9 protein-coding genes and 1 pseudogene are annotated in these 8,704 nt (G+C 66.8%); 3 read left to right on the forward strand and 7 right to left on the reverse strand.

The genetic code is table 11. The features are described from left to right. The first annotated feature begins 99 nt into the window (after window positions 1-99). A complete protein-coding gene (locus QOC69_RS02220) occupies window positions 100-660 on the forward strand; it encodes a hypothetical protein (protein ID WP_526435920.1) in 561 nt (186 codons plus the stop codon). On the opposite strand, the gene QOC69_RS02225 is transcribed toward QOC69_RS02220, so the two are convergent. From QOC69_RS02225 to QOC69_RS02240, 4 genes are read right to left on the reverse strand one after another with little or no spacing between them, the layout of a single operon-like run. After that, window positions 639-1,586, reverse strand: a complete 948-nt coding sequence (locus tag QOC69_RS02225; protein ID WP_526435922.1) for a TAXI family TRAP transporter solute-binding subunit — start codon at window positions 1,584-1,586, stop codon at window positions 639-641. The two genes, QOC69_RS02220 and QOC69_RS02225, sit on opposite strands and share 22 nt — an antisense overlap. Continuing rightward, window positions 1,583-2,962 (reverse strand): HAMP domain-containing sensor histidine kinase, encoded by a 1,380-nt coding sequence (locus QOC69_RS02230; RefSeq protein WP_526435924.1) that lies wholly within the window; start codon window positions 2,960-2,962, stop codon window positions 1,583-1,585. The genes QOC69_RS02225 and QOC69_RS02230 overlap by 4 nt, the downstream gene beginning before the upstream one ends. Window position 2,963: 1 nt before the next feature. Next, entirely contained in the window at window positions 2,964-3,629 is a 666-nt protein-coding gene (locus tag QOC69_RS02235; RefSeq protein ID WP_526435926.1) for a response regulator transcription factor, read from the reverse strand. A gap of 10 nt (window positions 3,630-3,639) precedes the next feature. Further along, complete coding sequence (locus QOC69_RS02240; protein WP_526435936.1) at window positions 3,640-5,004, reverse strand: MFS transporter; 1,365 nt, start codon at window positions 5,002-5,004, stop codon at window positions 3,640-3,642. Window positions 5,005-5,244: 240 nt separating this feature from the next. On the opposite strand from QOC69_RS02240, the gene QOC69_RS02245 reads away from it, so the two are divergent. Next, window positions 5,245-6,174 carry an extracellular catalytic domain type 1 short-chain-length polyhydroxyalkanoate depolymerase gene (locus QOC69_RS02245; protein WP_526435928.1) on the forward strand — a complete coding sequence of 310 codons (930 nt, stop codon included), beginning with the start codon at window positions 5,245-5,247 and terminating at the stop codon, window positions 6,172-6,174. 20 nt (window positions 6,175-6,194) lie between these two features. Here QOC69_RS02245 and QOC69_RS02250 read toward each other — a convergent pair whose 3' ends face one another. The 3 genes from QOC69_RS02250 to QOC69_RS02260 form a co-directional block, all read right to left on the reverse strand. Beyond that, window positions 6,195-6,578, reverse strand: a complete 384-nt coding sequence (locus QOC69_RS02250; protein WP_526435930.1) for a nitroreductase/quinone reductase family protein — start codon at window positions 6,576-6,578, stop codon at window positions 6,195-6,197. A gap of 130 nt (window positions 6,579-6,708) precedes the next feature. Further along, the gene (locus QOC69_RS02255) at window positions 6,709-7,161 is read right to left on the reverse strand and encodes a nitroreductase/quinone reductase family protein (RefSeq protein ID WP_526435932.1); all 453 of its coding nucleotides are present in this window, start codon (window positions 7,159-7,161) and stop codon (window positions 6,709-6,711) included. Next, on the reverse strand, window positions 7,158-8,174 hold the full coding sequence (locus QOC69_RS02260; RefSeq protein WP_526435934.1) for an aldo/keto reductase: 1,017 nt from the start codon (window positions 8,172-8,174) through the stop codon (window positions 7,158-7,160). The genes QOC69_RS02255 and QOC69_RS02260 overlap by 4 nt, the downstream gene beginning before the upstream one ends. A gap of 133 nt (window positions 8,175-8,307) precedes the next feature. Between QOC69_RS02260 and QOC69_RS02265 the strand changes: the two are divergent. Continuing rightward, window positions 8,308-8,574, forward strand: a pseudogene (locus QOC69_RS02265) (helix-turn-helix domain-containing protein); the annotation flags it as partial. Window positions 8,575-8,704 lie beyond the last annotated feature (130 nt).

Raw genomic sequence — 8,704 nt, forward strand, 5'->3', positions numbered from 1 at the left:
ACGAAGGCGGCGCTCGACGGCTGGGTGCAGCGGATGGGCCAGTCGATGGCCGTCGGACAGCAGTTCCGCAAGTTCCTCGGCTACTGACGGAACCCTCACATGCCCAACCCGTTCAAGGACTGGGCGCGCATGTACGGCGCCAACAAGCAGTACCTGGAGTCGCAGGGCCGCCCGTCGTCCTTCCTCGGCCAGATCGGTGACATCCCGAACCGGATTCACGAGGCGGCCGACGCCAGCGAGATCGGCATGAAGATGCTGCGGCATGCGCAGCTGACGAACGGCGCCGGCCTGCCCGCAACGGTCACCGTCGACGGCGTCTGGCAGGTCGGGTCGTGCATGAACACGTCGCCCGTGCTGCGGGTCCAGGGCCGGGTTCAGCGCGAGGACGGCAGCGCGGCCTACGTCGCCGTCTTCGATGAGGTCGTGGCGCAGATGCACATCGCGAGGATGCAACCGGGCGCGACGGTCGCGGTGTACGTCGACCCGCAGAATCCCGTGGACATGGCGATCGACTGGATCCGCACCGGCCAGCTCAGAGGCCCGCCGCCGCCCGGTTCCACACCGGGGCCCGGGGAGCCGGGGCGCGCCCGGCGCAGTAGTCCTGGCCACACGACCTGGATCAACCACCGGATTCAGGCTCAACCGTGGAGTGTGCGGTAGGCGCGAGCGGCCCCTGGATGTAGCGGTATCAGACCGGTCTGGATCATCGATGGCGGGTCGAGGTACTGCAACCCGCGGACGTAGGGGGGAACCAGTTGCGGTGCGTCGGTTGCGATTACGTCCACCACGGCAGCGACCGCGTCTGCAGCGAAGTCATGGCCGCACAGCAACAGGTTCGGAACTCCGATCGAACGTAGGCTCGGTGGCACGTACCCGCCGGCCGGCACGCCGCGGACGAGGTAGGGATATCCGGACAGACGGGTCATCTGGGCGACCAACTCGCCAATGTCGAGCATGCGCAGCGGCAGCGTGGCGTGGAGATCTGCGATCGCCGGCGTCGGTACCCCGCCCGACCACACCAGCGCATCCACGCTGCCGTCCGCGAGCCGGGCCAACCCGTCCCTGAGTCGGTACCTCAGCATGTCTACTCGACCGCCAAGACCGGCTGCCTCGAACAGCACCTCGCTGGTCGCCGCGGCGCCCGATCCAGCCGGGCCGATCGAAACCAGCAGTCCCTGAAGGTCTGCCAGCTGATGCATGGGAGCGGAGTCGCGCACGACCACTTGCAGATAGTTCTCGTACACCCTGGCGACCGCCATGGGTGCGGTTTCGACGGGTCCCGTGACCCAATCCCGCTCGGCAACGTCGGCCAGCGCGAGTCCCATACCGGCGTCCGACGAACGCAGCCGGGCGAGGTTGTCGACACTGCCCTCCGTGGAGACGGCGTCGACGCCGATGTCTGGATAGCGGGCCTGAAAGCGTCCTGCCAGGAGCTCCGCGAACGCCAGATACAACCCGCCGTGCTCTCCGGCGCCCAGGCCCACGCGTCCTCGGGGTTCGCTGCCGACGCAGCCTGCGGCGAACACCGCCGTCGTCGCGAGGATGAATGAGCGACGGCTCGACAACACCGGCCGGTCGCCCGTCATGTCGACACGCTTGCCGCTGGTATGCAGAAGCGGACCAGGAGGCCACCTTCGGGGGCCCTCTCCACCGAGATCGCCCCGCCATGACCGGCAGCGATCTCGCCGGCTATCGCCAACCCCAGGCCCGTTCCGGCTCCGTCGTCGTGTCCCCGCCAGAATCGTGCTGCGGCCCTTGACAAGTCCTCGTCGGGCAAGCCCGAGCCATCATCACTGACGATCAGTTCGACCACGTTGCCGGCGCGCACGGTTGACACCGTGACCGAGGTGTCCGGCCCGGCGTACCTCAGCGCGTTGTCCAGTGCGACGTCGAGCAGTTGCTCTGCGTCATGTCGGGCGAGCTGCACCGCTAGCCCAGGATCATCCGAGTGGTAGTGCAGCCGCTGGTTTTGGCCATCGGCGACGGGCTGCCAGAACGCCATGCGTTCGGCAATCACGTCCTCGATGGCGGTCGACTCCGCCGCGGTGGTGGCCAGACCCACGCTGCGGCTGCCGCTGACCTCCTCCGCGCGAGCCAGGCGAAGCAGCTGCTGCAGCAGATTCTCCAGACGGTCCAGCTCCGCGGTCATCGAACCGTACGTCGACCGTCCCTCCCCAACCACGAAGTCGTCGAGGCTGTCCGCCCGCAATCGGACCGCGGCCAGTGGATTGCGCAATTGGTGCGACGCGTCGGCGACGAGACGCCGTTGCCGGTCGAGAGAGGCCCGCACCACCTGTGCCATCGTGTTGAACGCCGACGTGAAGTGGCGTAGTTCCGGCGGCCCAGCCACGTCAGCGGGTAGCCCCGAGACCCCTTCGGTCATCTCGGCGACGGCGCGCTCCAGCCCGTCGAGCGGGCGCAGCACCCACCTGGTGAGGGCACGACCGACCAACGCGGCCACCACGAGTAGGGCCAGACAGCCAGCCACCACCCACAGCCAGCCGGTGGTGACGCCGCGCGCCGCGACTGTGGTGTCGACCGCAATCACGATGGCGCCGATCAACTCCCCGTCGCGTCGGACACCTGCGGCGGCCAGCTCCCTGCGTCGGTCCCAGGGCAGGATGCGCGTCGACCATGACGTGGGTGCGTCGACCAACGCATGGTCGGCCGCCGCTGCGACGCCGGGTTCCGAGGTGCTGAGCCCCCGTGCGGCGAGGGTCCGACCATTGGAGTCGACGATGAGCAGACCTTCCCCGTACACCTCGTAGTAACGGTCGACGAGACGGTCCAAGGGGACGTTGCGCGTTGCGGCTGAATCGGCCAGCGCAGCAAGTTGCCGACCCCGTTCGGCTGCGAGCGCCGCGGTTCGGCGGTCGGCCAGACTCAACGCCAAGGGGACTGCGAGTGCCGCGATCGCGAGAAGCGATAGGACGACGAGTACGACACGGACTCGCAGACCCATGTCAGGTGTCCAGCCGAAAACCGAACCCGCGCACCGTGTGGAGCGGAAGTCCGGCGAGCTTGGCCCTGATCTGTCCGATGAAGAAGTCCAATGACCTGGACCGGCCGACCACCGCGGTGCCCCAAACCTCGAGCATGAGCTCCTCGCGGCTGACCGCCTCACCCTGACGGGCCGCGAGCGTGGCAAGGATCTGGAACTCGGTCTTGGTGAGCGGCTGCGGGATTTCGGCCAGCTTGACGACCCGGCACTCGCGGTCGATGGTGACGGGCCCGGCGACTACCGGGACGGACGGGGCCGGTGCGTCGCCCCCGACGCGGCGCAGACGTCGCATGACGGCCTCAATGCGCGCCAGCAGCACCGCTTTTCGAACCGGCTTGACCAAGTAATCGTCAGCCCCCGCACGAAGTCCCAGCACCACCGCGCCGTCGCTGTCCCTGGCGGTCATGATGATCACGGGTACGGCCGACGCACGCCGAAGCGTGCGCAGCACGTCCAGACCGTCCATGTCGGGCAATCCCAAATCCAACAACACCAGATCGCAGCCCTTGACACGATGGAGGGCGTCGGCACCGCGCCCGGTGCGGATGACAGACGCGCCGGCGTGGCCGAGAAGCTCGGCCAGCGCCGACGCGACCCCGTCGTCATCCTCAACAAGCAGCACACGCATGGCGCTGATGCTAAGCAGGTTCGGCCAGAACCTCATCGACTTTGGCCTGCTCTCGCTCGTCCGCACGGAGTTCCCGTGTCTCCCGCTCCAAGTGCGAGCGGCGTGACGATTCACCCATGAACACGTAAACCAGCAGCGAGATCAACCCGCAGCCGGCTACGTAGAAGAAGAACCACGACTCGTGACCGATGTTCTTCAGCCAGAGGGCGACGTACTCGGTGGTACCGCCGAAGATCGCGACGGTGAGCGCATACGGCAGTCCGACGCCGAGTGCCCGGATACGCGCGGGGAAGAGCTCGGCCTTCACCACGGCATTGATCGACGTGTAGCCCGACACGATGATCAGGCCAAGCAGCATCAAGCCGAACGCGGACAGTGCGGAGTCGGCATGAGACACCGCGGTCAGCAGCGGGACGGTGCACAGCGTTGCGCCGACCCCGAATGCGATGAGAATCGGTCGGCGACCGATCCGGTCCGAGAGCGCGCCAACCATCGGCTGAAGTCCGACGAAGATGATCAGCGCGACGAAGTTGATCCACGTCACCTGCTCCTTCGGCAGGCCGGTCGTGTTGATCATGAACTTCTGCATGTAGGTGGTGAACGTGTAGAACGCGATGGTGCCGCCGAGGGTAAGACCAACCACGGTCAGGCACTCTCGCGGATACGTGAGCAAGACCCGTAAGCTGCCGCGTTCCGTATTCGACTCGACGGCCAGCTTGTAGTTCTCGGACTCGTCCATCGTGCGCCGTAGCCACATGACGGTCACCGCGGCTGCCGCTCCGATGACGAACGCGATCCGCCAGCCCCAGTCATGCATCTGCTCTGGTGTGAGCACCTGCTGCAAGATGATCTGTACACCCAGCGCCAGCAGCTGGCCGCTCGTCAGCGTCACATACTGAAATGAGGAGTAGAAGCCTCGGCGCTGTGGGGTGGCGACTTCGCTCAGATACGTTGCCGACGTTCCATATTCGCCCCCAAGTGACAATCCCTGCAGCAGCCGGGCGGTGACCAGCAGGATCGGCGCCAGCGCGCCGATCTGCGCATACCCCGGCAAGACGGCGATGCCAAGAGACCCAACACCCATCATGGTTACGGAGAGCGTCAGCGCCGAGCGGCGCCCAGCTCGGTCGGCGTACCAACCGAGCAACCACCCGCCGAGCGGCCGGATCAGGAACCCCACCGCGAAGATTCCTGCCGTGTTCAGCAGCTGCGCTGTCGGATTCGACGATGGGAAGAAGACGCTCGCGAAGTAGATGCTGAACGCCGCATAGACATACCAGTCGTACCACTCGATCAAATTGCCGAGCGATCCGCGGATCACGTTGCCGGCCACCGACCTTGCCCGAGGTGCTTCGCCTGTTGCTCGCTGTTCCAACTGCATGGTCTCCAGCCTCCTGGTGCCTGTAGGTGCGACCATGATGTGAGGGCGGCCACAGACAGAGAAGTGGAAACGTCGCGGCAACGACCTTTCCTTGCACAATCCACAGATTGACCGGTGTCAGGCCGGCGGATGGGCTTCGTAGAGCCAGGTTTCCCATCTCGACCGGTCGGGCACGATGTGGGCATGACACCTCCCGTTCCCATGGAATTCGCTCGAGGTCTCTACCGTGCCCGGATGCGCCTCGCCCTTGCACGTATCGGCCCGATAGCGGCCGTCCTGATCTGCGTTGTCGCGTGTCTCCTCCCGGGCGCGGCGACGGCGTCGGCCAGCCCATTCCGGTCTGCCCAGATCGACTTCGGGGGACTGGTCCGGACTTACGAACTACACGTTCCGGCCGGGGTCGACCATCCGTCGGGTCTCGTCGTCAATTTGCATGCCGCTGGCGCGACCGGGCGGGATCAGGCCGCGCTGACGCACTACGATTCCGTCGCCGACGCGCATGGGTTCGTCGCGGTTCACCCCGACGGGATCGACTTCAGTTGGGCCGATGGCCGTGGTGCGTCGCTGCCGGACCGGCAAGGGGTCGACGATGTGGGATTCATTGGCGCACTGGTGGGCAAGCTCGTCGCCGAGTACGGCATCGACCCCGGCCGCGTGTTCGTGACGGGCCTGTCGGCGGGCGCGTTCATGGCCAACCGGCTCGCGTGTGACCGTGCTGACTTGTTCGCTGCAATCGCCCCCGTGGCAGGGACACTCGGCACGAACGTGGGATGTAGTCCATCGCGGCCGGTGTCCGTCCTCGCCACACACGGCACCGCGGATCCCGTCGTCCCGTACGGCGGCGGCACCATGACGGGCCGCGGCGGAACCAGCGACGTTCTGGCAGCGCCCGCGATGGTGCAGCGTTGGCAACAGATCGACCGATGCCAGAACACGCCGTCGCAAGACGCACTGCCCAACAACGGTGACGGCACCGGAACTCAACGCCTGACGTACTCGCCGTGCGCGGCCGGCACGGCGGTGGAGTTCATGCGCATCGACGGCGGCGGTCATACCTGGCCTGGCGCCCCGGAGATCCTGCCGGTGGAGGCCGTTGGCTCAGCCACTCACGCATTCGACGCCTCCGAGGCGTCGTGGCAGTTCTTCAATGCGCACGGACGATAGCGGCCGGACTTCGTTGGCCATCAGGCGACGCGAAAGACCGGATACTGGTCGACGATGGCCTCGAACTCGCTGATCGGCGCGCGGCGATCGATCGGGAAGAACGGGCGTGCTCCTGGCGCCAGCTCGAGGTACCGGCGCAAGATTGCGGCGCGTTTGTCGCAGTGGTCCTCCACCAGCGATACCTCTTCGCGCTGCTTTCGCTGCAACACCGCGCGGCCGTCGCCGCCGCGCAGGTTCCGCACCCAATTCGTCTTCTGACCAAGCATGGCCACCAGATAGCGCTCACCCTGATAGTCGGCGACGACTACCGGGAACGAAATCGTCCGCCCAGACTTGTGGCCGCGTACTTCAAGGGTGGCAGCTGGATTGGGCCCGATCCCGGCCGCAAACGCGATGGCGCCCAACCGGTTTGCGATGCGCGCCGACCACCCCGGACGGCCCCCGCGATACTGCCATCGTTAGATCTTGCCAAGAACGCCACCCAGCATGTCTCCACGGTACGGGCAGGTGCCGGCGATTCATCGGCCGCGATCCCTAGAACCGCTCGTCGTCGAACACGATCTCGACCAGCGGGCTGTGCGCGAGCCAGTCGTCGAGATTTTGGCGCTGGCTGACCCGCACCGCGATGTCGGGCCGGTTTTGTAGGTCGAGGACCGCGGTGATCACCCGCCGCCGTGTCGGCTCGTCGACCGCCGCCGCGGTCGCGGGCAGGTCGGCAGTGACCCCGTGCTTGAGGTGCACGATGAACCGGGGATTGGCACTCAAGTTCGCATACCAGCTGCGAGGCCGCGGCATGCCGGTCACATACCAGCGACCGTCGACGCGGTGAAACCAGACCTCGACGCGGCGCGGGATGCCGCTGCGTGCGCCCAGCGTCGTGATGTCGATCGTGCGCTCGGCCGCGGAGGAGTCCGGTCCGATGGCGAGGGCGCGGGCGACGGCCTGGTAGTCGTACTCGGTCACACTCGGATCGCGGTCAGATGTCATCGGCGGCGAAGTCTCTTGTCTTGGATGGCAGGCGTCGGATCGACATAGAGGTCGCCCGTGTGGACGTCAACTCCGGGCGGCACGATCTCGTCGATGCGGTCGAGCACGTCCTCGCTCAGGCGTACGTCGGCGCTGGCCAGCAGGTCGTCCAGCTGGTCGGGGCGCCGAGGGCCGATCAGTACCGACGTGACCGCAGGGTGCGCACGGACGAACGCGATGGCCAGGTGGGCGAGTGGCAGCCCGGCCTCGTCGGCGAGCGTGCTGAGTTGCTCGACCGCGGCGGCCTTGGCCCGCACCCCCGGTAGCTCGAGGTCGAACATTCTCGTGCCCAGCCCGGCGTTGCGAGCAGTTGCCGTGGGATCGGCGCGGCCGGAGAGCCAGCCGGAGTTGAGCGGCGCGAACGTGAGCACGCCCATGCCGTAGCGCTGGGCCGTCGGCAGTACGCGGTTCTCGATGCCCCGCACCAGGATTGAGTAGGGCGGCTGCTCGGTTCGGAACCGGTGGTGGCCGCGGCGCTCGGCGGTCCACTGCGCCTCGACGATCTCCTCCGGAGCGAACGACGAGGTCCCGATCGCCCGCACTTTGCCCTCGCGCACGAGGTCGGAGAGCGCGGCGAGAGTCTCGTCGATGTCGGTCGCGGGGTCGGGCCGGTGCAACTGGTAGAGGTCGATGTGGTCGGTGTTCAGCCGCTCGAGACTGCCCTCCACAGCCCGCCGGATCCACCGCGGTGACGCTCCGTGCTGATCTGGCCCCTCAGTCATGGGCAGCCCGAACTTGGTCGCGAGCACGACGTCGTCCCGCCTGCCGAGCAGCGCCTTGCCGACGATGACCTCCGATTCGCCCAACGAGTAGACGTCGGCCGTGTCGACGAGGTTGATGCCCGCGTCGAGGGCAGTGTGGATCATGCGCACCGACTCGTCGTGATCCGTGTTGCCCATGGCACCGAGGTTCATCGCGCCCAGCGCGAACTCACTCACTGAGATACCGGTACCGCCGAGAATCCTGCGTTGCATAAACGATCGTCCCTTCCGTCGAAGACCAGCTCAACATGGCTTCGCCTGGCGCGGGAGGACCGGCTCTACCGGAGGTCCGGCAGAACCCCTTTCACTGCTGCATTTGGACAGGTGGCGCATCTAGGCTGGTCCGATGAGCGGGCAGCCGAACGTCGAGCTGCGGGAGTTCCTGCGCTCCCGCCGCGCGAGGGTTACCCCGGCCGCCGCCAACCTCCCTCTGCACCCCGGCGCGCGCCGCGTCCCAGGCCTCCGTCGTGAGGAAGTGGCCCAGCTGGCGGGCGTCAGCGTGGACTACTACGTCCGCTTGGAACGCGGCCGCACGGCCAACGTGTCCGAGTCGGTACTCGACGCCGTCGCCCGCGCCCTGCAGCTCAACGATCTGGAACGCACCCACCTATTCACCCGGCGTCTTCGAAGACCTTGACCATCTCGTTATCGAGCAGCTGGGGAACGTCTGAGGGCGCGGTTTCAGGGAATTTGGAGAAGAATGCGCTGACTTGGTCTAAGTCGATCCGAGTTTCTTCACCGTC

The sequence above is a fragment of the Mycobacterium sp. genome (assembly GCF_032162105.1).
Classification (GTDB): domain Bacteria; phylum Actinomycetota; class Actinomycetes; order Mycobacteriales; family Mycobacteriaceae; genus Mycobacterium.